This is a genomic window from Corynebacterium liangguodongii, assembly GCF_003070865.1.
Classification (GTDB): domain Bacteria; phylum Actinomycetota; class Actinomycetes; order Mycobacteriales; family Mycobacteriaceae; genus Corynebacterium; species Corynebacterium liangguodongii.
The window spans coordinates 2,119,042-2,140,092 of record NZ_CP026948.1 but is presented as its reverse complement, the minus strand read 5'-3'; the positions used below and the strand labels follow the sequence as shown (position 1 = coordinate 2,140,092).

The 21,051-nt window shown below is 62.4% G+C and carries 24 protein-coding genes; 22 read left to right on the top strand and 2 right to left on the bottom strand.

Going from position 1 to position 21,051, the window contains the following annotated elements; translation table 11 throughout:
* The first annotated feature begins 5 nt into the window (after positions 1 to 5).
* From C3E79_RS10135 to C3E79_RS10120, 4 genes are read left to right on the top strand one after another with little or no spacing between them, the layout of a single operon-like run.
* Positions 6 to 413 (top strand): sigma factor-like helix-turn-helix DNA-binding protein, encoded by a 408-nt coding sequence (locus tag C3E79_RS10135; protein ID WP_108404795.1) that lies wholly within the window; start codon positions 6 to 8, stop codon positions 411 to 413.
* Positions 413 to 1,711, top strand: coding sequence for a PBSX family phage terminase large subunit (locus C3E79_RS10130; protein ID WP_108404794.1), 1,299 nt, complete (start codon positions 413 to 415; stop codon positions 1,709 to 1,711). Before C3E79_RS10135 ends, C3E79_RS10130 begins: the two co-directional genes overlap by 1 nt.
* A 59-nt stretch (positions 1,712 to 1,770) precedes the next feature.
* Positions 1,771 to 3,231: a phage portal protein gene (locus tag C3E79_RS10125; protein ID WP_235840685.1), complete on the top strand. Its 1,461-nt coding sequence runs from the start codon at positions 1,771 to 1,773 to the stop codon at positions 3,229 to 3,231.
* 11 nt (positions 3,232 to 3,242) lie between these two features.
* Positions 3,243 to 4,364 (top strand): phage minor capsid protein, encoded by a 1,122-nt coding sequence (locus tag C3E79_RS10120; protein ID WP_108404792.1) that lies wholly within the window; start codon positions 3,243 to 3,245, stop codon positions 4,362 to 4,364.
* On the opposite strand, the gene C3E79_RS10115 is transcribed toward C3E79_RS10120, so the two are convergent.
* Entirely contained in the window at positions 4,361 to 4,648 is a 288-nt protein-coding gene (locus C3E79_RS10115; RefSeq protein ID WP_108404791.1) for a hypothetical protein, read from the bottom strand. The genes C3E79_RS10120 and C3E79_RS10115 overlap by 4 nt on opposite strands.
* Positions 4,649 to 4,724: 76 nt before the next feature.
* Here C3E79_RS10115 and C3E79_RS10110 point away from each other — a divergent pair, with 76 nt between their 5' ends.
* The 18 genes from C3E79_RS10110 to C3E79_RS10030 all read left to right on the top strand — a co-directional run bounded on the left by C3E79_RS10110 (position 4,725) and on the right by C3E79_RS10030 (position 20,717).
* A complete protein-coding gene (locus C3E79_RS10110) occupies positions 4,725 to 5,492 on the top strand; it encodes a hypothetical protein (protein WP_146183403.1) in 768 nt (255 codons plus the stop codon).
* 12 nt (positions 5,493 to 5,504) lie between these two features.
* Positions 5,505 to 6,401: a major capsid protein gene (locus C3E79_RS10105; protein WP_108404789.1), complete on the top strand. Its 897-nt coding sequence runs from the start codon at positions 5,505 to 5,507 to the stop codon at positions 6,399 to 6,401.
* A 77-nt stretch (positions 6,402 to 6,478) separates the two neighbouring features.
* Positions 6,479 to 6,886: a head-tail connector protein gene (locus C3E79_RS10100; protein ID WP_108404788.1), complete on the top strand. Its 408-nt coding sequence runs from the start codon at positions 6,479 to 6,481 to the stop codon at positions 6,884 to 6,886.
* A complete protein-coding gene (locus C3E79_RS10095) occupies positions 6,874 to 7,254 on the top strand; it encodes a hypothetical protein (protein ID WP_108404787.1) in 381 nt (126 codons plus the stop codon). Before C3E79_RS10100 ends, C3E79_RS10095 begins: the two co-directional genes overlap by 13 nt.
* Positions 7,247 to 7,585, top strand: a complete 339-nt coding sequence (locus C3E79_RS10090; protein ID WP_108404786.1) for an HK97 gp10 family phage protein — start codon at positions 7,247 to 7,249, stop codon at positions 7,583 to 7,585. Before C3E79_RS10095 ends, C3E79_RS10090 begins: the two co-directional genes overlap by 8 nt.
* On the top strand, positions 7,582 to 7,872 hold the full coding sequence (locus C3E79_RS10085; protein ID WP_108404785.1) for a hypothetical protein: 291 nt from the start codon (positions 7,582 to 7,584) through the stop codon (positions 7,870 to 7,872). The genes C3E79_RS10090 and C3E79_RS10085 overlap by 4 nt, the downstream gene beginning before the upstream one ends.
* Entirely contained in the window at positions 7,869 to 8,315 is a 447-nt protein-coding gene (locus tag C3E79_RS10080) for a phage tail terminator protein (protein WP_108404784.1), read from the top strand. Before C3E79_RS10085 ends, C3E79_RS10080 begins: the two co-directional genes overlap by 4 nt.
* A gap of 3 nt (positions 8,316 to 8,318) precedes the next feature.
* Positions 8,319 to 8,876 carry a phage tail tube protein gene (locus tag C3E79_RS10075; protein WP_108404783.1) on the top strand — a complete coding sequence of 186 codons (558 nt, stop codon included), beginning with the start codon at positions 8,319 to 8,321 and terminating at the stop codon, positions 8,874 to 8,876.
* 80 nt (positions 8,877 to 8,956) lie between these two features.
* On the top strand, positions 8,957 to 9,421 hold the full coding sequence (locus C3E79_RS10070; RefSeq protein ID WP_108404782.1) for a DUF7426 family protein: 465 nt from the start codon (positions 8,957 to 8,959) through the stop codon (positions 9,419 to 9,421).
* A gap of 86 nt (positions 9,422 to 9,507) precedes the next feature.
* Positions 9,508 to 9,771, top strand: a complete 264-nt coding sequence (locus tag C3E79_RS10065; protein ID WP_199219509.1) for a hypothetical protein — start codon at positions 9,508 to 9,510, stop codon at positions 9,769 to 9,771.
* Positions 9,772 to 15,246 (top strand): phage tail tape measure protein, encoded by a 5,475-nt coding sequence (locus C3E79_RS10060; protein WP_108404781.1) that lies wholly within the window; start codon positions 9,772 to 9,774, stop codon positions 15,244 to 15,246. It begins immediately after the preceding gene.
* On the top strand, positions 15,243 to 16,172 hold the full coding sequence (locus C3E79_RS10055) for a hypothetical protein (RefSeq protein WP_108404780.1): 930 nt from the start codon (positions 15,243 to 15,245) through the stop codon (positions 16,170 to 16,172). The genes C3E79_RS10060 and C3E79_RS10055 overlap by 4 nt, the downstream gene beginning before the upstream one ends.
* Positions 16,173 to 16,177: 5 nt before the next feature.
* Positions 16,178 to 17,749 carry a Gp37-like protein gene (locus tag C3E79_RS10050; RefSeq protein WP_108404779.1) on the top strand — a complete coding sequence of 524 codons (1,572 nt, stop codon included), beginning with the start codon at positions 16,178 to 16,180 and terminating at the stop codon, positions 17,747 to 17,749.
* An 88-nt stretch (positions 17,750 to 17,837) separates the two neighbouring features.
* Positions 17,838 to 18,689 (top strand): hypothetical protein, encoded by an 852-nt coding sequence (locus tag C3E79_RS11650; RefSeq protein ID WP_244280433.1) that lies wholly within the window; start codon positions 17,838 to 17,840, stop codon positions 18,687 to 18,689.
* 315 nt (positions 18,690 to 19,004) lie between these two features.
* On the top strand, positions 19,005 to 19,289 hold the full coding sequence (locus C3E79_RS11480) for a hypothetical protein (RefSeq protein WP_179948256.1): 285 nt from the start codon (positions 19,005 to 19,007) through the stop codon (positions 19,287 to 19,289).
* Positions 19,290 to 19,292: 3 nt separating this feature from the next.
* Complete coding sequence (locus C3E79_RS10040; protein WP_108404778.1) at positions 19,293 to 19,646, top strand: hypothetical protein; 354 nt, start codon at positions 19,293 to 19,295, stop codon at positions 19,644 to 19,646.
* 4 nt (positions 19,647 to 19,650) lie between these two features.
* Positions 19,651 to 20,268: a hypothetical protein gene (locus C3E79_RS10035; protein WP_146183402.1), complete on the top strand. Its 618-nt coding sequence runs from the start codon at positions 19,651 to 19,653 to the stop codon at positions 20,266 to 20,268.
* Positions 20,253 to 20,717, top strand: coding sequence for a hypothetical protein (locus C3E79_RS10030; protein WP_108404776.1), 465 nt, complete (start codon positions 20,253 to 20,255; stop codon positions 20,715 to 20,717). Before C3E79_RS10035 ends, C3E79_RS10030 begins: the two co-directional genes overlap by 16 nt.
* Positions 20,718 to 20,785: 68 nt before the next feature.
* On the opposite strand, the gene C3E79_RS10025 is transcribed toward C3E79_RS10030, so the two are convergent.
* The gene (locus tag C3E79_RS10025) at positions 20,786 to 21,016 is read right to left on the bottom strand and encodes a hypothetical protein (protein WP_108404775.1); all 231 of its coding nucleotides are present in this window, start codon (positions 21,014 to 21,016) and stop codon (positions 20,786 to 20,788) included.
* Positions 21,017 to 21,051 lie beyond the last annotated feature (35 nt).

Sequence of the window (21,051 nt, the reverse complement as noted above, 5' to 3'; positions counted from 1 at the left end):
ACCGCATGCCACAAAAACACGTCGACCACTACAAACTCCACATCGCCGAACGCTCACGCAAGGCAAAAGACATGCGCGTCCTGGGCTACACCTACCCACAGATCGCCGAAGAACTCGGCGTCTCCGTCCTCACCGTCCGCAACGACATCAAACGCTACACAGAAGACCTCCCCCGCGAACACGTCGAAGAACAACGCCAGCTCCAACTCGAGCAACTCTCACTCGTCATCCGCAAACTCTCCCCACGCGTCGCAAAAGGCGACTACAAAGCAACCGACCTCTACCTGAAAACCTTGGACCGCATCTCCAAACTCACAGGCACCGACCAACCCGCCGAAGACCGCAGCGGAGAAGCAGTCGCCCGAGAAGCACTCACCGCCATGATCGAAGCAATCAAAGGGAGCGTCGACTAATGGGCGAGACCGTAGGAATGAGCGTAAAGCAGCGCCAATCGGTGAAGCACTCCACGCGGCGCGTCAACATCTTCGACGGATCCGTGCGTGCCGGTAAAACATTCGGCTGGCTGTGGATCATCCTCAACGAGTGCGCAACCTACACCGGGGCTGGCAGCGTAGTGATCTTCGGTAAGAACCGCGACAGCATCTTCCGCAACGTGTTCGAACCAATCGAAAACGTCGACGTGTTCGCACCCTTCCGCCCCTACGTGCGCTACCGGCAGGGCTCCGGCACGGCGCACATCCTCGGACGCCGCGTCCACGTCATCGGAGCGAACGACGAGGGCAGCGAATCCCGCATCCGTGGCATGACCATCGGGCGAGCCTTCGGCGACGAGATCACAGTTCTGAACAAGTCGTTCTTCAAGCAGATGTTGGCCCGCATGTCCGTCGACGGGGCGAAACTATGGGGCACCACGAACCCCGACTCCCCCGCGCACTGGCTGAAAGCGGACTACCTGAACAAAATCCCAGGCTCTGTGCATTACGACGACGCCACACCCGAGGGCGACCAGCTCACCACGTGGACGTACTGGCACTTCACCATGGATGACAACCCGTCTCTGTCGGACGAGTACCGCGACGCCTTGCGACGCGAGTACACGGGCCTGTGGTACAAGCGGTTCATTCTCGGCCTGTGGGTGTCAGCGGAGGGGGCTATCTACCCCATGTGGGACGAAGACAAGCACACGATCCGCCCGGAAAGCATTCCCCAGATATCCCGCACATTGGCACTGGGCGTTGACTACGGCACCACCCACCCCACCGCGGGCATGCTCCTCGGTGTCGGCACTGACCACGAGGGGATAACCCGCCTGTACGTCCTGGACGAGTGGGCACCAGCAACCGGCACGACCGACGCGAAACTGTCCGCCGACCTCACCCGCAAACGCGACGAGTGGCGGAAAAAGTGGCCCGAACCAGAATGGACCTACGTCGACCCCGCCGCGAAATCGTTCTACACCCAACTGTGGGAGGACAACCACCCCGACCTCGCGAAAGCCGACAACGCGGTACTCGATGGGATCCGTACAGTCGCCAGTCTGCTGGACAATGGGGACCTCCTCGTATCCAAGACGTGTACCAACCTCATTAGAGAACTGCCCGGCTACCGGTGGGACGACAAGAAAGCACAACGAGGCGTGGAAGCACCAGTCAAAGAACAAGACGATCACGTCGACGCACTCCGCTATAGCGTCTATTCGTCCCGGTGGGAGTGGGCACGCCTCCTCAACCGCGAATTGGAGCACCCGTAATGCCGTTCCCCGCCCCCAACACCCCATGGCCACTCCCGCAATGGGAACCCGTGCGCACCATGGTCGCCGAAGCAGCACTGTGGTGGGAGGGCAACACTGCCCAACTCGCATCCACCTACCACACCCAATACCGCCCCTCCCAGTTCACAGGAGGAGTCGTCGGCGGCGTATCCCGCTGGTTCTGGGGAACACCTGATACACAGCAGCGCCGCCGCGTCCACCTCCCCCTAGCCGCGGACATCGCAGCCACGTCAGCAACTCTCCTGTTCGACCGCGCCCCCACATTCACCCACCCCAACCAGGACATCAAGACCTCCCTCGACACGCTGGTGAACCCAAACACGTTCCCCTCCGAACTGCTGGTCGCCGGTGAATCCTGCGCAGCACTCGGCGGTGTGGGCTGGCGCATCATGTGGGACACCACTATGAGCGACCACCCCTGGATCGACTGGGTTGACGCTGACATGGTATTCCCCACCTTCCGCTACGGAAGGCTCGAGTCTGTCATGTTCTGCGAGCAACTCCCCGCGATCCCGATGGACAAGCATGTCTACCGCCTGTTCACAGAACACGAACACGGGCGCATCACTTACAGGCTTATGGCAGGCCACGCCAACAACGTCGGCCGCGTCGTCTCGCTTGGTGACCACCCTGCAACGATCCCGCTCATCAGCCTGGTCGACGCTGACAGCGCGCAAGAAACAGGCCTCAACGCGCTTACCGCCGGGTACATCCCGAATGCACGCCCCGTTGTCGGCCTCCGACGTGACGGGCAACTCCGCAACATCGGCCGCCCAGACCTCACCCCCGACCTCTTCCCCCTCTTCGACGCGCTCGATGAAGTGTGGACAGAGATCAGAGCAGAACTCCGCTTGTCGCGGAAGAAAATCATCGTCCCGGACTGGATGCTCGAGACCCGCGGCTTCGGGGCGGGCACAGCGTTCAACGACGATAGGGAAGTGTTCTCCCCCGTGCGTGGACGCCCAGACTCCAGCCAGGGCATCGAGGTCTACGCCCCGGACCTGCGCGTGGATGACATGCTCACCGCGGCGTCTGCGTGGGCCGAGAAGATCATCCAACGCGCCAATTACTCCCCGGCATCGTTCGGGATGGACACCGCGTCGATGGGGGCAGGGACACCAACCGCAAGGGAGATAGAAGCCCGCTACGATGCATCGTTGCGCACGTGGTCGGCAAAGTCAGCGTACTGGCTCACGGGTTTGCAAGAAGCGGTGAACGTGCTCGTGCAACGCGACAGGTTCATGCACGGGCAGGCGACCATCATCGAACCTATCAGCGTTCATATGGAGCGCCCCGTGCAGGAAACGCTCGCGGACAAGGCGCAGACCATTCAAGCGTTGGACGCGGCACGCGCCATCTCCACGGGTGAGAAAGTCGCAATGCTGCGCCCCGAATGGGACGATCAGCGCCAGGCCGACGAGGTTGAGCGCATCATGCAGGAACAAGGAGTGGTCACAGACCCGTTTGGCACAGCACCGGACCAACCAGTCGACCTGTAGGCTAGGCAACTGTGTACAACCCGGATGTGCTCGACACCATCGGCGGGAGCATCGTGTCTACCTATGAAAAGGCGGAGCTCTACCTGATCCGCATCATCCGTGATGCTCTTCTACGGGTGGGGGAGGAACCGAACTGGGCTGTGACACAACTCCTCGCGATCAGGCAGGAACGTCACCGGATCCAGGGGTTGATGACCGTCTTGCAGCGCAGGTCGCCTGTTCTGTGGGCCAGTGTGGTGGATGAAGCGTACACGTCTGGTGTGTTGCAGGCGGAGCGGGAAATAGGGCAGCTCGAGCAGGCGGGTTTGTTCCAAGCAGCCCCCGGGTCCACGGTTGTGAACGATGCTGCGGTGACTGCCCTGGCTTCCGAAGGAGTGACGCAGATGCACAGGGTGCATGCGAACATTCTGCGCCGGACCGAGGACGCCTGGCGTCGGATCGCGGCAGATGCCGCAGGGTTCACCACCACGGGAGCCATGACGGTGCAGCAGGCCACGCAGCGGGCGTTTACCCGCATGGCCCGCGATGGCATGGGGTTCTTCGTTGATGATTCTGGCCGCAAGTGGGGGTTAGACACCTACGCCCACATGGTGGTGCGTACTGCCACCACACGGGCATTGCTGCAAGGCCACACGGACACCATGCTCGACCGTGGTGTTGACCTCGTTGTCGTTTCCTCCCACCCGCGGCCAGCACCAGTATGCGCCCCCTATGAGCGGAAGGTGCTGTCGCTGACGGGGAAGTACCCGCGGGGAACGCACCGCATCGGCGATAGTATCGTGCGTGTGGAAGCGACACTCCGCGAAGCGGAAGCGCACGGTCTGCATCACCCTAATTGCCGCCACAGGCATTCCGCCTACGTGCCCGGCATCACCAACACCACACCACCGCAGCCCAACCCCAACCACGAGGGGTACAAGGCCACGCAGAAGCAGCGCCGCCTCGAGCGTGAAATCAGGGCGTCGAAACGCATGGAAGAAGCCGCACTGTCGGAGCAAGCACGCATGGACGCACGCCAACGCACCCGCACCTACCAGCAGAAACTACGCGAACACATCGCACAGCACGACCTACCCCGCTACCGCAAACGCGAACAACTCACCAAACCCGGCGGAATCATCGCAGACTTCTAGCCGAGGCACATTTCTCTCTGGATGATCGTCGCGGCCTGGCGGTAACCGTCCTCGTCGACGGGGTGAACTTTCTCTACCATTTCATTGGTGTCAAGGCCGTCGTGTTTCATGTCGCAAATCTGCAGCGCCGCGTCCTTGTCGAGCGTGATGTCCATGTCCCACAACTTCGTGAACACGGACATGTAGCGGTCGGCTTCCTTAGCCTGGCGCTCTTCATCTGACATTCCGCATGCGGTGAGGGTGATAGCGAGCGTGGCGGCGGTCGCTACAAGTGCTTTTCTCATGCCGGTAACCCTACTGGACAACGCGACGTTTTGTGCACGGTGAGCGGGAACAACTTCCCCGATCTAGGAGCATCGAGTGTCCGAGAACGTCCAGGCGACTAACCAGACCGCAGCAGCCGCATCAGCGGAACAGGCCGCAGCAGCATCAAATTCAGCAGCGGCAGCAGCACAACAGGCAGCAACCCGCACCCCGGCGAATATGCCACCCAAGCAGCAACCCGCCGACCAGCCCAACAGTGTTGACGCGCTGCCCGACTGGGCGCAAAACATGGTGCGCGACCTCCGCGAGGAAAACGCCAAGCACCGCAACAAGGCTAAGACCGCCGCGGAGGAAGCAGCAAAGCGCGAACAAGAACAAGCACAAGCCGCCCGCGACGAACTCGTCCAAAACATCGCCCAGGCACTCGGACTCGCCAACGACCCAGACGACCCGCAGGCACTCCTCGAAGCCGCGAACAGCAAAAACAGCGAGTACGAACAGCAGGTTAAGGAACTCACCGACCAGATCAACACCTACCGCCGCAACGACGCCATCGACCAAGCAGTAGGCGACCGACGCGTCAACAAAAACCTGCTCAAAGCGGTTCTCGCGCAGGACAACGCCTACCGCCAGATAGACGTTAACGCAGACAACTTCGCAGACCAGGTGTCCGAAGCAGTCAACAAAGCACTCGACGCCAACCCCGAACTCGTCCAGGCGACACGCGGCCAATCCGGCATCGACACATCGAACACCAAAAACGGCGACCAGCCCCTCACCCGAGACGACCTGAAAACAATGTCCGCCGAGGACATCAACCAGGCCGTGCGAGACGGGCGACTCGACCACCTTCTCAAACGATAAGGAGCACACACAGTGTCTGTAGAAACCTTCATCCCCGAGGTCTGGAACGCGGCCATCAAGGAGCCGTACGAAAAGAGCCTCATCTTCGGCCAACCGTCCATCGCATCGTCCGCATGGATGGGTGAAATCACCGGCATCGGCGATACCGTCCACATCAACCACCTCTCCGCCCCCACGGTGCGTGACTACACCAAGGGCACCCCGGTGGAGGTTGAAGAACTCAACACCACCAAGACCACCCTCACCATCGACCAGGGCAAGTACTTCGCGTTCCGCGTCCACGACGTCGACAAGGTGCAGGCCGCTGGTGATTTCCAGGGCCCCGCGACCCGTTCCGCTGGTGTTGAGCTGCGCGACAACGCCGACAAGTACATCGCTGGTCTGCTCAAGGACGGTGCGCTGTCTGCGAACAAGATCGGCACCGTCGAGGTCATCGACGACGACCCGTCTAAGGCTGGTGCCGAGTACTCGGCGTACAAGGTGCTGGTTCAGCTGTCGAACAAGCTCAACCGCCAGTCCGTGCCGACGATGGGCCGCTACGTTGTGGTCGGCCCTGACACCTACTCCGCACTGTTGATGGATCCGCGTTTCTCCCGCGTGGATGCGTCCGGTGATGGTGAGGGCCTGCGCAACGGCATCGTCGGTCGCGCTGTTGGCTTCGAGGTTCTCGTGTCCAACAACACCCCGCTTGTTGCTGGCCGTGAGGTCGCTATCGCGGGCGTTCCTGACGCGTTCGCGTTCGCCTCCCAGCTCGTAGAGACCGAGGCTCTGCGCGACCCGGCCCACTTCGGTGACATCGTGCGTGGCCTGAACGTCTACGGTGCCGCGGTGACTCGCCCGGAGGGTATCGCCACCGCCGAGGTGAAGATCGTCGCACCGACCGCACCGTCCGAACCCGTCGCTGCCTAACAGGTAGTTGACGGCAACTAGGCCGGGGCCGTGACAATACGGTCCCCGGCCTTTCGCCAATCCAAGGAGAAAACATCGTGCTGTTGTTCGCTTCGGAAGACGACTTCGAAAAGTACGCCGACATGGAAGCCCCGACGAACATTGACCGCCTGCTCGGGTTGGCGTCGTCCTGGGTACGTGACGCAGTACGTCGCGCCCACTTCGACACCACCCCGGCAGGTTTACCATCCGACCTGGAGGTGGAGGAAGCGTTGCGCGACGCCACCTGCGAACAAGTCCTCGTGTGGGTACAAAACGGTGTAGAGCCGGGCAAAACCCCAGAACGTGGCCCCGTCTCCTCGTCGTCCATAGGTGATGCTTCACTGTCCTACGAGACAGCGAGCGTGGCCGAAGCTAGAGCACTCGCCGCCATAGAGCTCGCCCCCACAGCTCTGGCGATCCTCGACGCTGCTGATCTGACAGGGGGCCAGCCATGGGTTCTGTAGAAGATGATCTCGCCACCGAGTGGTTCACCCATGATGTGGTTTTCCATGTCGGTGCCGGGGAGTCACCGTACGGGCCGAGCGCTGGTGATGACGTGCCGGTGAAGTGCCATGTGCGGCAACAAGTGCAGCGAGTGGAATCCCCGCAGGGGCAGCAAATCGTTACCGACACCATCGTCTACGCTCCCTTGCGGGTCATGGCAGAACGCGGGGACACGCTCACCCTGACCGACCCTTTTGAGCCTGGTCCGTGGCAAATCATCGCTAGGAGCGTGCACCACGGGGCTGGTGTGAACCTGCCTAACCATCTGAAATTCGTGTGCGATGTTCCCACGTCGCCAGGAGTAGAGACGGCAGGCCCGTATGGCTGACCTTGATTGGAAAGGCGACGACATCGTCCGCGGCCTGGAGCAGGCGGTGAACAACGCTGCTGAAGCCGCCGCCGAACACTTAGGTGATGAAGCGGTGCAACGCACCCCAGTGGAAACCGGCACACTTCGCGCCAGCATGAAGGTCACCACCGACGGTGAGGGCACCAGCGCCGTGTCTTACAACACTCCCTACGCCGCCCGCCAACATGAAGAAATCGGGTGGCAACACCCCGGCGGTGGGGAAGCGAAGTTCCTCGAGAACGCCATGACCGCAGCCGCCCCGGCGATGCGTGAAGCCATCGCCACCGAACTTAGAAAGGCCTTGAAGTGACAACCGTGTTCGATGTTTTAGCCAGCCACGGCATCGTTGGTGACGACGCGACCACGATGCTGCGGGCCGTGTTCACCGCGATGATGGATGACCGGTTTGAGTCGAAGCGGGACGCGCTGGGTCTTGGCCCGTTCTACGGTGACTTCCGTGACCTCGCGGTGCAGCTCTCCCATGCTCGCCTCGAGGTCGGCTCCACCGTGTACCAGCAGTGCGTCACCGACCTGTTCGGCAGCGACGGTGTGCGCTTCGCCATGCTCGCCCCCCAGATTGCGGAGGTGGCACGATGACCCCACCGCCGCCGATCTTCCCCGATTTCCTCCCCGACCTCGCCCAGCACCTCGCGGGGTTGAAGATTGGCCAGTACCGGGGCGACGGGAAGTACACCACGTTTACACCCCCGGCTATCTACTTCGGAACCATCCCCGACGAAGCCGGGTACTCCATCGCTATCAACCAGTACGACCACATCACCACACTCGGCAGGTCAACCAGTACACCAGCGCTCAAAGTGCAGTTCAGGGCGCGAGGAAACCAACACCCGCACAGCCCCGCACAAATCCTGGACCGCATCTACATCGCATTGCACGAGCAGACACACTTCGACCTGGACAACTCAACCACCGTCCTACATTGCGCACGTCACCTCCGAGGACCGGAGGAAAAGGACACGCAGGGCCGCTGGACGCGGGCCGACTCCTACACATTCACCCTCAATCCTCAAGGAGCGTAAACAATGGCAGTTGCCAAGGCACCTTCCTCCAACGACCTTAACTCCACACTCGCCCGCGACTGGGCACTCCAAGTCCAGGACCCCGAAGACAATTCCACCTGGGTGTTCGTCCGCGGCCTCGCAAAGTTCGCACCCAAGACCGAGCTGACGATGAAGGACGACTCCGACATCGACTCCGAGGGCTACAAGTCCAACATCGCCACCGCCCTCCAACTCACCTTCGAGGGTGAGGGCTTCCGCAAGGGGCAGCTCGCTGGCGACAAGTTCACCCAGGACGAGGGCCAAGCTATCCTCCGCGAAGTGGGCCGCAACATGGGCCTACGCAACGTTATCAAGGCTCGAGCCTGGCGCACCGATGGTGTTGACGAGGGCTACGAGTCCAACTTCTCCGTCGAATGGACCGACACCGACGGCGGCAACGAGGACCTTGACCAGTTCAGCTTCACGATGATGTCCCGTGGCAAGCCGACGCGGATCAAGCCGGTCGAAACGCCGACTGGCGCGTCCGTCCCGGTGAGTGAAGCCGGTGGCTCCACCATCCCGGAGGGAACCGGGGCCTAGCGAACCTAGGTAGACAACGGGCGGGCAGTGGCATCCTCACGGTGTCATTGCCCGCCCTAGTCAATTTTGGGAGCCATCTGGTGAAAGACCTCCGCCAATTCCACGACCCCGACCTGCACCTCCCCATCGGCGGGAAGGTGTACACCGTTCATGCCCCCAACGCACAGGACGGGCTACGGCTCAAGGCGTACGTGCTCGCCCCGGAATCCGCGGACATGACCGTCACCGGAAAAGCCAACATCGACATGATCTCCATCGTTCTGGGAGCCACCTACGACCCAGCCACTGACACCATGACCGGTGGCTTGTGGGACGAGCTCGTCGCCGACGGGATCCCTCTCGAGGAGGTCTACCACGTGGCGAACACGGCGATCGCGCACTTCGCTGTGGGTGAAGCGTTCGGGGAGTTTTGGTGGGAGAACCGCCTGGGAAAAGAGACACAGCCCCTGGTTCCGGAGGCGACCATGGGGTGGATGGAGCAGACAGCGCAGGCGGTGGAGAAGAAGCCGTCCCCGGCGATGATGCCGAAGAAGCGCACCTCCTAGACGGACCCTACGGACCCTACGATCCTCGCCCTGGTGCTTACGGCCCACGCGACCCTGGTGGTGGCCCTTACGACCCCGGCACGGGGTTGCGTGACTGGTACGCTGCGCCGAGCGCAGCGAACGCTGACGGGCCGGAGGACAAACCGCTCGTCAAGGTGGAATGGTCGTGGCTCCTCGACCAGTGGGCGCTCATTGAGTGCGATCTGCACGAAAAGTTCGGTGTCGACGTGGAATCGGGCATTCTGCGCGAACGCACTTGGCGGTGGCTCAACCTCCGCATCAACGACTTGATTACCCAACCGTCCCGGCTGCGCACAGCTGTGGCATCACACTACGGCCCGGAGGTCTAAATGTCCCTCGATCTCGGTACGCTCTCCGCCAAGGTTCGCGTCGACGCGTCCGGTGTTTCGTCTGAACTTGGTAAGGTCAAACGCGACCTTAACGACGTGAAGAAGGAAGCCGACAAGGTTTCCTCAACGAAGCTGCGTGTTTCCCCGGAAGGGGAAGACAAGCTTAAATCCGCGTCGAAGTCTGCCCAGCAGTTGGGCTCCGATTTGGAGAAGGCGTCGCAGTCTGGGGCGCGTCTGCGCGTGGGGGAGCAACCAGCCCAAGAGTTGGACAAGGCTGCGAGTGCTGGCCGTGGCCTTGGTGAAGTTCTTGTCGGTTTAGGCAACGTCGCTCCACTGGTGGGGTTGGCGGCTGCTGGTGCTGGTGTGGCTGGAGCGTTCCAGGAAGCGTTGAAGCTCGGCAACGAGTTCACGAACCAGCTCAACACGGTGCGCGCCGTCTCTGGTGCGACCGAGGGACAGCTGGCGGCGGTGTCGCAGCGCGCCCGCGAACTCGGTAAGGACACCTCGTTAGCGAACACGTCGGCCTCCGACGCAGCGCTGGCCATGTCCGAGCTCGCGAAGGGCGGGTTCGAGGTCGACCAAGCCATGGCCGCCGCAAAAGGCACCCTGCAGTTGGCGGCGGCGGCGCAGATTGATGCGGGCACAGCGGCAACAATCCAGGCGCAGGCGCTCAATTCGTTCGGTCTGGAAGCCGACTACGCCGCGAAAGCCGCGGACGTGCTGGCGAACGCCGCGAACGCGTCAACGGCGGAAATGACGGACATCGCCGCCGGGTTGCAGCAGTCAGGTGCCGTTGCCCACCAGTTCGGGCTGTCGATTGAGGACACCGCCGCCGCCCTGGGTATGTTCGCCAACGCCGGTATCACCGGTTCCGATGCCGGTACCCTTCTCAAAACCGCTCTGCTTGCTGTCACTGACCAAGGCAAGCCAGCACAGCAGGCCATTGAAGAACTCGGCCTGACGATCTACGACGCGAACGGCAAGTTCGTGGGCATGCACTCCCTGATGGCCCAGTTAGGTGATGCTGCTGGCCGCATGACCGATGAGCAGTACCAGGCCGCGACAGCAACCCTCTTCGGTAGTGATGCGATGCGGCTCGCGGGTATCGCTGCTACGGATGGGTCGTCTGGGTTTGACCAGATGCGCGCCGCCGTTGATCGTGCAGGGGCAGCGGCCGATGTAGCCGCGGCGAAAACCCAGGGTCTACCCGGCGCGATTGCAGCCGTGCAAAACAATGCCGAGGAACTCGCCCTGACTCTCTACGACCAGTTCTCCCCCGCGCTTGAAGCAGGGTTGACACACCTCGCGGGCGGGCTTGATCTTCTCGGCCCGGCCATCGAAGGGGTGGGTGGGGCGATGCGTGCTATCCCCGGCCCCGTGTTCACGGCCATGTTGGCTGCCGCCGCGACGAAGATGCTTGACCTGAACACGCGCATGACATCAGGCATCGGGGCGATCAACGGGTATGCGAACACTGTGCGCACCCAGTTCATGTCGGCCTTGGGAACGGTCCGGACTTCATCGGCTGAAGCGTCCTCCCTGCTTCGGCAGCGGCGTGCTGACTTGGCGGCCACTGCCGCGGCTGAACGCTCCTACGCTGCCACGGTAGGTAGCGCTCACGCTTCTGCTCTGGCGACCTCTAGGGCGATGGATGCGGAGTGGCGCGGTCGACTCACAGGAATGCAGACCGCAGCCGTGGCGTTCGCTGGCGGAACCCGCGGAGCCCTGGAGGTCGGGTTCAACGGCATCAAAACCGCCGCCGGTGGACTTATGGGGTTCCTTGGCGGCCCGTGGGGGCTGGCATTCACCGCCGCCGCGGGTGTCGTATCCCACCTCGCCAACAAGCACATGGAAGCCAAGCAGGCGGAAGAGCAGCACCAACAGCAACAGGGACTGCTCAAGGACTCGTTGGACCAAACCACCGGCGCGATCACAGCACAAACCAACGAGCTGCAGCGCAAAAAGGCGGAGGAGGAGGGCTGGTTGGACACAGCCCGCCAACTGGGCGTGTCCTCCGAGGATGTCGTGTCCGCGATGAACGGAAACGAAGCGGCGATGCGCCGTGTCCGCACAGCGACAGATGAGGCAACCCGCTCGGTGATTGAGGGGTCCGCGAAGTGGCAGGAATCCAAGGACAGGTACGCGGAAGCTGGTGTGTCGCTCGACCTGCTCACCAGTGCAGTCAACGGCAACAAAGACGCGCAGCAGGAACTCGCCAGCATCATGGGGTCGGACGGTGACCTGAACTACTGGGCCTCGGCAGTCGACGACGCGACCGAATCTGCCCGCGGGCTGCGCGACGGGGTGACCGGTGCCGCTGATGATGTGGCGAAAATGCAGGACGCGCTTAAGGCCGACCAGATCAACAACATGGCCAACGTCGCCAACCAAACCCGTGAAGCGTTCTACCAGCTCGGCGACTCCATCAAGAGCGTTCCTGATGACAAGTCCATCATCGTCACCTCCATGGCCCCGGAAGTGCGCGAACAATTCCGCCAATTGGGTGCCGAAGTCGAAGAAGGCGCAAACGGCGAGGTGAAACTCACCTTCCCCGACGGCATGAACATCATGGCCATGCTCGACCAAATCGGGGCCAAGGCCACCACAATGCCTGACGGGCGTGTCAACCTCTCCGACAACACCCCCGAGGTTAAGCAACGCCTCATCGACCTCGGCCTGGCCAAGGACATCAACGGCCAGCTCGTCATGACAGACAACCTCTCCGAAGTCATGAACAAGCAAATGGAACTCGGTGCCGTCGTCCGTGACCCCCTGAACGGGGAGCTGAAGGTCAACGACAACATCGGGTTCGTACGCACAGCACTGGCAGAATTGGGTGTCCAGACAAGGAACCTGCCTGCCGGGTCGGTGCGCATCGCTGATGACACCCCCAAGGTGCGCGGCGCGCTCACACAGCTGGGGATTCAGACCACCACGCTGCCGGGCGGGCATGTTGCAATCACTGACACAACAGCGCAGAACCTCCTGGCTTTGCAGGACCTGGGGGTGAAAACACAGTCACTCCCCCCGGGGCATGTGGCAATCACTGACACGACGCCGGAAAACATGGCACGGCTCAACGAACTGGGGATTAAGACCACGACCTTGCCGAATGGTCAGGTCATCATCTCTGACAACGCGAATGAAACCGCGAACCACGTGAAGAGCACGCTTGCACCGGAGCGGGTCAACACGTTCTCGGATCACACGGTAAACATCGTGCGCCGAATCACGGACATCTTCACCCGCTCCCGGGAGGATCGCGATGGTGGAGTGTATGACGGTGCGCAGCGGGCTGTGGCGTTCGCCGACGGCGGCACCACACGCGCCCTCGAACAGGCTTACGCGGGGCCGCGGAAGGAACCCGCGCATGTAGCCACCATCACCCCACCCGGCACCTACAGGGTGCATGGAGAATCGGAGACCGGCGGGGAGGCTTACATCCCGTTGGCGGAATCCAAGCGTGACCGCTCCACCCGCATCCTCAACACCGTCGCGCAGCGCTTCGGCTACAACCTCGTCACCAACGAGGGGCAAGCCGTAGCCCTTGCCAACGGTGCGATCCTGCCCGGCCCCGCGGTCGCGGAGAAACTGCGCTACATGGACGGCACGCCCTACATTTTCGGCGGTTGGTCACGCGCCGGCGTCGACTGCTCCGGTGCCGTGTCCCTCGGCGTGAACGCAGCTTTGGGCCTGGACGAGTGGGACTCCCGCACAGCAACAGCCGGGGAGGGAGACTGGCTGCGCAACAAGGGATTCCAACCAGGCAAGGGGCAGTCCGGCGACATCCGCGTCGCCTTCCTCAACGGAGGCCCCGGCGGTGGACACACCGCCATGCAGCTGGACGACGGAACCTACATCGAATCCGGCGGAAACACCGGCGGGGGGTTCACCATCGGCAAAAAAGCAGGCCCGCTCGAGGGCCGCGGCTTCACCGACTTCTACCACCTCTCCGGAGCACAACCACTCGACCCAGGCGTTGGACTGGAGTACTTCGACAAGCTCGACGGGGCCGTCGGAGCCCTGGCGAAGCGCGCAACAAAAGCCGCAGGCGACTTCGATGACACAACCCCAGCGAGCACAGAACCGAAGCGTGAACTCAACGGAGGTGCAGGCCCCCTCCTCAAAGACGGCAGCGTCCTCGAACTCGTCGCCGCCCTCCACTCCGCACGCACTGGCACCCCCATGGACGACGACGTCGTCTCCTGGGGCCAAGCAATCGGCCTGTACTCCGAACTCGCCGACAAAGACGCCGCAAAACTCGAAAAAACACAGGGTAAAGGCGTCGACAAACTTACCAAGAGCATCGCATCAGACACAGAGAAACTCGACGCGAAACGCGCAGACCTACCACTGGCAGAGGAAGACCTGCGCATCGCCACGATGAAGCGCGACGAAACATACGGCAGCGAGAAAGCAACGGACTCACAGAAAGCCGCCGCAGATCAGCGCGTCGCCAAGGCCGAGGATAAGGTCAACACGCTCAAGGCGGAGATCGAGCAGCTCGAGCAGAAGATGCGGGACCAGCAGGAGGAACTCGCCCGCATCCGCGGAGACGTCCTCACACCAACCGGCGGGCTAGACAAGATTGGGGGGACAAGCGGAAACCGATACGCCGACGAGATCATCAAGGAGGGACGTCGCCGGGGTATCAGTGACCGTGGTGTTCAAATCGCACTGGCAACCGCACTGGTGGAGTCCGGGCTGAAGATGTACGCGAACCCGCAGGACCCGGAGTCGATGCAGTTACCGCATGACGCTGTCGGCTACGACCACGACAGTGTTGGCCTGTTCCAGCAGCGCAACAACGGGGCATGGGGTACAACCGCCGACCGCATGGACCCAGCACGCTCTGCTGGAATGTTCTACGACGTCCTCGATGACGCCGACTACAACCAGGGCGACCCCGGCGCGCACGCACAACGGGTGCAGCGCTCCGCGTTCCCAGGCCGCTACGCGGAGAAGATGGGCGAAGCGCAACAGCTACTCGAACGCTACAACAACATGCCCTCCATCACGGCCATGGCCAACGGCGGATTCCTCGGCAACGCCCGCCAAGCCTCCATCAACGAAGGATCCGCCGTGCTCTGGGCAGAAGCCGGGCCAGAAGCCTACATCCCCCTGTCCTCCAACAAGCGTGAACAATCATTGGAAATCTGGGCCGAAACAGGCAAACGCCTCGGAGTGGATGTGCTGTCCATGCTCAACCTCATCGGCGCAGGGCTTCCGGGCCTTCTCCAGGGGAAGATCAACATCTCCGGCGGTCAATCAACTTCCCTTTCCGCGCTCGGGTTGAACATGGAAGCCTTAGCCTACCGCGGGCAGCGCGGCGCACAAGACGCCGTGCAAAACGCTGTCGGCGCGGTCTTCAACGGCCCCGTGCAAATCAACGACCCCAAACAGTACCTCCAAGGCCAGCTCGACAACGCCGCCCAGCAGCTAGGCAATGCAATGAGGAGTGTGATGCTGCGATGAGCCTGATTCGAACGGTTGGTGGTGTTGGTGGCCAGTGGGCGCGGCAGGACTTCCTGCGCTTCTACCTCGTCGGTGCTGACCACGCCACCAGGTGGGCATTTGGCGCACCAGACTCACCAGTGCGACTGGCGACTATCCCCACGGGGTTGCAAGGTGCGGGGTTCAAGCACGACTACCAGGAGTTCGTTGGAATCGACGGAGGTTTGTACCGGGGGACGACTGACCAGCGGGCCAGTATCACGTTGAAACTGTGGGTTGCTGACCCGCGGTCATCTGCGTGGGCGCGCCGCCAACACACGCTGTGGCGCGAATCATTAGGCCGCGGGAAAACCCCGGCCCGCCTCTACGTCATCTCGAAAGAGTCCGGCTACTGGTGGGTCGACGTGCGGCCTGAAACCATCGCCGAAGTCGACTACATGGCCGAGTCCGACGTCCCAGGATCCGTAGGGGAGATTGGGGAGGTCGTCACATTCACGACCGACCGTTCCTTCTGGACACGGTTTGATGAGATCCGCGAGTTCACTCCAGCGACCGGGTTCACCGCAAGCCTGCGCAACCTCGGCGACCAGGAGGCATGGCTGCGCTGGTCCATCACGGGCGCGCACAACGGTGTGGAGATCGGTATCGGCGATGACACACGCCTGCTGCCAGACCCCCGCACACTGCGCAAATACAGCGACTTCTTGGCCGGGAAAGACCCCATCTACGGGTATCTCATTGATACGGATGAGACGTGGCCGACGATCATGTCGACAAGCGGGGAAGACCTCCAACCGTTGTTCCCCATGGTGTGGTGGTCGAAGCCTCTTCCGCCCCGGGGTGTTGAGCGTGGCAAGTCAACACCGTTGACGATTTCTCCGAAGAATCCCGGCCCGGACTTCAAAGTCGAGGTGGCCTACACTCCCCGGACGGAGCAAGCATGGTAAACCGCATGGGCACGAACCCGCTCAACATCACAGTTCACAACAACACCTACACGGAATCGAAGCGGATCGGCCATTACATTTCCGCGAAGTTCACCGAGGAGTTCGGGTTCACCGCCGGGACGGGCGAGCTCGTTGTGGAGGCTAACCATCCACTCGCCCCACGTCTTATGCAAGCAGATCGTGACGTTGTTCCCGTCACCGCAGAGTACAACGGCTGGCTGTGGACAGGCCGGGTCCACTCCTATGTTGCCGCGGGGAAACCTGGGCGTGAAACACTCACTGTGAGCCTCATTTCCGACGAGTTCCAGCTGGCGAATCTCCTGGCCTTTTCCTCGCCGCGTATCGGGTTGTCTGTGCAGAAAAAGCGTGACTACCAGACAGGGCCGCTTATGCAGGTTGTCTACCACTATCTTGCGGAAAACCTTGCACGTACTGACCTGCCAGCCTACGTGTTCCTGCCACCTCCGAAGAACAAGGACAAGTCTCCGAAGGTTGACGCGTCGGCGCGGATGACGTACCTGCCCGATCTTCTGCGTGACGTTCTTGACGAGCATGACTATGGTCTTGTCGCCCGCATGTGGTGGCCTGGTCAACCGTTCCCCGACGGGAAATTCGTCCCCCTGAATATCGAGCAGCAGACCAGGCTCGAAGTCTCCCGCCTCGACCCGGACGCGGAGATCACCGAGCAGACCCTCGAGGTTGGGGAGAATTCTGCGAGGATCCGTCGGGCAGAGGCTGATAACGCTATGAACCCGGATCAACCTGGAATGTTCACTCCCACGAGCCCAGGGTTGCTTATCCAGGTCACGACGGTTCGTGACCGGCAGCATGTGCGGTTCTCTACGAGTTCTGGTGAGGTCGAATCAGTGACCTTGTCTGGGAAAGCAGCTGGCCCTGTGCGAGCTGTTGTCGGGGGGAAGTCAGACGAGTGGGTTGGGGAGCTTGTGGGGGCTGGTATCGACATTGCTGTCCAGGGCATTACGACGGCGGTTTCTGGTGGTGTGGGGGCTGCTGCTGGGGCCGCGTTGGGTGCCGCGGCAGGTCCTGTGGGGATGGCGACCGGGGCGATTGTTGGTGCGATCGCTGGTGGTGTCTTGCGGGCGCAGACGGAGGATACGATTTTTGCGTTCACTGACAGGGTGGATGTGAAGCGGCGTGCTGCCGAGGGGCCCTTCCATTTGCGTGAATCGTTCACTAGTTCGAGCGCTGGTGTCTTCACGTACGACACGGCGGCGTTGGCCGAGCGAGCCCTGCTGGACGCGCAGGGAGGCCAGACCATTGAAATGACCTTGGTGGATGGCAGGTCGAAAATCCTCGGTGATGACGCTGTGGCGAGGAATGGCAAGCCGATCCACGGCTACCGTGTGGGTGATCGTGTGCAGATTCATGAGCACCTGTCTGGGGTGACGTTGTCGGACATTGTGACGGCTGTTGAGATTAGTGACGCGGTGGGGGCGCGTGCGCGGGTGACGCCGCGGGTGGGGAAGAAGAAGAACACCTCGAACCCGTATTTGAAGATGGTGGAGGGTATTAACCGGGTCGGGGCGACGATTAGGGATTTGGGCCTATCAACGTAGGACAACGCGCTATGCGGGGGAGAGTGCATGTCGATTCATTGAGTGGCCGATGTGGCTACAGGGCGAGAGTGCCGAGAGGAGGAGGCGCATGGACGCACAGACTCTGCGTGAGGTGATGGGGAGTACCCTGCCGGACGGCGGCTACACGCGGTTGATTGACGGCTATAACAACGCTATGCGCGCAGCGAACGTCACCACCGTGGAGCGTGCCGCTATGTTCGCTGCGCAGCTCGGGCACGAGTCCGTCGGCCTGAAATACATGCGCGAAATCGCCAGCGGGGCAGAGTATGAGGGACGCCGTGACCTCGGCAATATCTACCCGGGGGACGGGGTGCGCTACGCAGGCCGTGGACCCATCCAGCTCACCGGACGGAATAACTACCGCGCATTCACCCGGTGGGCGCAGGCAAACGGGCACACGACCATTGATTTCGAGGCCAACCCGGAGCGCCTGGAGGAGCCGCACTGGGGGTTCCTCGCGGCCTCCTACTACTGGGTCGCGGCCCGCCCCCAAATCAACTCGCTGTGTGACCGGCGCGACCTGGAGGGCGTCACCCGCGCCATCAACGGCGGCCTAAACGGGCTGTCCGATAGGCGTGCCCGATACCAGCGTGCCCTGACCTACGGGGCGCGACTACTCCCCGATGGAGGTAAACCACCCGTGGAAAAAGTTCTCGACTACTCCCGAGATCAAGTAACTCAAGACACCTTCTACTACTGCGGCCCAGCGTCGTCGCAGACCATCATTCGGTCAGCCACCGGCAGAGTCATTGCAGAGCGTGACCTCGCCGCGCAGCTGGGCACCACAACGAACGGCACCGATTGGATCGGACTTTTCCCCGCGGTGCTCAACCGGCATCTGCCGGGGGCAGGGTACAGGTCGGTGGAGATGCCGAATGATCCGCCGAGCGGGGAGCAGAAGGAGCGCCTGTGGGCGTGACATTGTGGCATCCATCGACGCCGGGTACGGGGTGGTGGCGAACATCGTCGCCCCGCCCAGCAATTACCCGCGGGCGGTTGCCCCATCCACACAATCACCCGCCTACCGGGGCGGCACCCGTCTACCACTACATCGCACTCATGGGCTACTCGGACGGGGGAGGCCGCCGCGTATGGGTCGCCGACTCCGGCTTCACCCCCTACGGCTACTGGATTTCAATTCGACCAGCTCGCAAGCCTTATTCCGCCGAAAGGCTACGCATATTCAACCGCCCCCGCACGGGGTTCAACCAGAATCACACAGGAGGAAGATGACATGGCCCTTTTCGGCCCAGACCAGGTTGGCGCGCTCAACGAGGCGAAACTCGACTCACGCGCCGCCGTCGAAAAACTCGACCAGGTACTCACCGCACTCACGGAGATTGAGCGGCGAGTCCACCTCGTCGAAGACCAGCTCATCGGCCCGGAGCAGTCCTCCTGGCCGGTGGAGCAACGCAACCCCAACGGTGGCCGCGGCTGGCCCCAGTTGGGTGTGAATGACCGGGGCCAGTGGCTCACCGTCGTCGATTTCCTCCGTACCCTTGGGCGAAAGGTAGGCTAAACAATGTCCCAGATCACCAGCGCAGTACACGGTGAGGTTAAGGCGCAGCCCTTCTGGCTGCGGTACAAGGCCTCCATCATCATCGTCGGAAGCGGCCTTGTGTCCATCATCGCGCAGCTCGCGGCATCTCCTGACCTGGCGGGAACCCAGGCAGCCACGGTGCTGACCATTGTTGCCACCGCCGCGGGCTTCCTCATTAACCGCTTCACCCGCGACGGTATCACCCCGTCGATGGCTCCCCGCCTGGAGGCACAAATCACCCTTGGTGGCACCTCTGCACCCACCGAGCACACCCCCCAGCACTCGACCGGCGGGCCCGCCTACACGCTCGGCTCAAGCACACCAGCGGGGGAGTAATCACATGAGCCGCGCACAGTGGACACCAGGGGCACTGATCCCCGGGAATGCCCTCGCAGCCCAGGTGGCGCTGCTCGCCATCGCCATCATCCGCGGCCTCGACTACGGCACCGGCGAATCCGAGGACACAGCCCGCCGACTGGGTGCCGTGGAGCAGGCTGCACCGATGTGGCTCTGGGGGCTACTGTTCACCACCGCGGCTGCGGTCGCATTCTGCGCGATGGCGTGGCGCTGGTCCGCGGGAATCGTCGCAGGCCACACCGCCCTGGCCGGACTCTACGCCGCGGTCGGCGTCGGCATCGTCTTCGACGTACTCGCACGCTCCGAGCACTCCGGTGGGCAGCCAACCTGGTTGCTCATCATCCCCGCATGCGCGACCACCATCGCCATCATCGGGGCGAGACACCACCCGCACGAGCTGACGAACACCGTCCTCGGGGGAGTATGCGCCGCACTGCTCATCGGGGCGGTGACCATCAGCCTCGATGGGCTGCGCAACGCCACCGTGCTGCTCGGCCTCGCCGCGCTGCACGCGATCATCGCGGTGGGCACCGCGCAGCTCGCAGCACAAGACGACATCCGGAGGACACGGGGAGGAGGCCGCATGTGGAAACAGCCGTAGACCAACTCGTCGCCGCTGGCGCACCAGTGTGGCTGACAATCATCGTCATCATCACCCCCATGCTGCTGACCTTTTCCAAGGCAGCGGGCCGTCTGCCTGGTGTGCTCGGTGCCGCGTCACGCTGGTGGCAGACACGCCAGCTCCGTGAGGTGGAGCGCGCCGAGGATCTGGATAAGGCCATCGACGCCGCGGTGAAACGCCGTGTCGAGGAGGAGCTCGCCCCTATCCGGGATCGGATGCGCCGCATGGAGGAGCGGCTGAAGGTGCAGGAGGACGAGATCGCGCTGCGCGATGAGTACATTTTGTTGCAGGCGCGGCATGCGCGGAACGTTGCAGAGTGGGCGATTGAGAATGGCCACGAGCTGCCGCCGCCCCCGGCACCGCCGCGTTTCACGCAGTGGGTGATTGACAGGAAGCGCCGCCCTGGGGATCCGCCACAGCGGGAGTAAAGCACCGCGAAGCATCTGCGACGCAAAAGCCCCCTACCCGTGATGGGTGGGGGGCCTTTTTTGCGTTTCTAGAGGGTGATGTTTCCGTCGGCCAGTGCTTCGGCTGCTTCGCGGCGTGTGGCGTAGGTCGGGAAGCGTCGAACTTGTCCGAGTGCGGTGCTGGGGATGGCTTTCCACATTCCGTTCTTGGTGCGCTCGACCTCGCCTGCGAAGTTGATGTTCATGGGCTCCGGGTACAGGTCCTTGGCGGAGTCGCGGAAAATGTGGGCGTATCCGGCTGCGATGGTGACGATCTTCATGGTGTTGGTCCTTTCGGTCGGTGTCTTCCTTGCTG

Coding starts and splice junctions, on each gene's coding strand:
- C3E79_RS10115 (WP_108404791.1), bottom strand. CDS start 4,648: ATGAGAAAAGCACTTGTAGCGACCGCCGCCACGCTCGCTATCACCCTC.
- C3E79_RS11480 (WP_179948256.1), top strand. CDS start 19,005: ATGGCCCTTTTCGGCCCAGACCAGGTTGGCGCGCTCAACGAGGCGAAA.
- C3E79_RS10025 (WP_108404775.1), bottom strand. CDS start 21,016: ATGAAGATCGTCACCATCGCAGCCGGATACGCCCACATTTTCCGCGAC.
- C3E79_RS10130 (WP_108404794.1), top strand. CDS start 413: ATGGGCGAGACCGTAGGAATGAGCGTAAAGCAGCGCCAATCGGTGAAG.
- C3E79_RS10095 (WP_108404787.1), top strand. CDS start 6,874: ATGGGTTCTGTAGAAGATGATCTCGCCACCGAGTGGTTCACCCATGAT.
- C3E79_RS10035 (WP_146183402.1), top strand. CDS start 19,651: ATGAGCCGCGCACAGTGGACACCAGGGGCACTGATCCCCGGGAATGCC.
- C3E79_RS10135 (WP_108404795.1), top strand. CDS start 6: ATGCCACAAAAACACGTCGACCACTACAAACTCCACATCGCCGAACGC.
- C3E79_RS10040 (WP_108404778.1), top strand. CDS start 19,293: ATGTCCCAGATCACCAGCGCAGTACACGGTGAGGTTAAGGCGCAGCCC.
- C3E79_RS10055 (WP_108404780.1), top strand. CDS start 15,243: ATGAGCCTGATTCGAACGGTTGGTGGTGTTGGTGGCCAGTGGGCGCGG.
- C3E79_RS10075 (WP_108404783.1), top strand. CDS start 8,319: ATGGCAGTTGCCAAGGCACCTTCCTCCAACGACCTTAACTCCACACTC.
- C3E79_RS10090 (WP_108404786.1), top strand. CDS start 7,247: ATGGCTGACCTTGATTGGAAAGGCGACGACATCGTCCGCGGCCTGGAG.
- C3E79_RS10125 (WP_235840685.1), top strand. CDS start 1,771: ATGGTCGCCGAAGCAGCACTGTGGTGGGAGGGCAACACTGCCCAACTC.
- C3E79_RS10080 (WP_108404784.1), top strand. CDS start 7,869: ATGACCCCACCGCCGCCGATCTTCCCCGATTTCCTCCCCGACCTCGCC.
- C3E79_RS10050 (WP_108404779.1), top strand. CDS start 16,178: ATGGGCACGAACCCGCTCAACATCACAGTTCACAACAACACCTACACG.
- C3E79_RS10060 (WP_108404781.1), top strand. CDS start 9,772: ATGTCCCTCGATCTCGGTACGCTCTCCGCCAAGGTTCGCGTCGACGCG.
- C3E79_RS11650 (WP_244280433.1), top strand. CDS start 17,838: ATGGACGCACAGACTCTGCGTGAGGTGATGGGGAGTACCCTGCCGGAC.